The following is a 519-nucleotide window of genomic DNA, read 5'->3' as shown; positions in this document are numbered from 1 at the left end:
CGTGGTGGTGCACCTCGACGTGGAAAAACCCACCGCGGCGCTGCATCTGGGTCCGCTGCTCTCCGATGCCGACCGCCGCTACCTCACTTGTGATGCCACCGGTGAGGTCTGGTTCGAACGCCGCGGCGAGGTCATCGGTGCCGGGCGGGCCACGCGGGTGATCAACCGGCGGCTGCGCCGCGCGCTCGAGTACCGCGACCGCACCTGCGCGGTACCCGGCTGCGGCGCCACCCGCGGCCTGCACGCCCACCACATCCGGCACTGGGAAGACGGCGGCCCCACCGAACTAGCCAACCTGGTGCTGCTATGCCCCTACCACCACCGGCTCCACCATCGCGGTGTCATCGCCATCACCGGGCCCGCACACGCACTCGTGGTCCGCGACGACGAAGGCCGAGTACTGAGCCCGGGATCGCTGGCGCGCCCACCCACGGGGCCCCCACCTGCGGTGGCGCCGTGTCCGGGACCGATCGGCGAACGCGCCGACTGGTGGTGGTACACACCCTTCCAACCCCACCC

General features: G+C 71.7%; 1 protein-coding gene. It reads left to right on the top strand.

Annotated features, from left to right (window positions below):
* A partial coding sequence (locus A5622_RS05910; RefSeq protein ID WP_156752861.1) for an HNH endonuclease signature motif containing protein occupies positions 1–519 on the top strand: 519 nt, incomplete at both ends.

The sequence above is a fragment of the Mycobacterium sp. 1245801.1 genome (genome assembly GCF_001673055.1).
GTDB lineage: Bacteria > Actinomycetota > Actinomycetes > Mycobacteriales > Mycobacteriaceae > Mycobacterium > Mycobacterium europaeum_A.
This window is presented reverse-complemented; position numbering and strand designations above follow the sequence as displayed.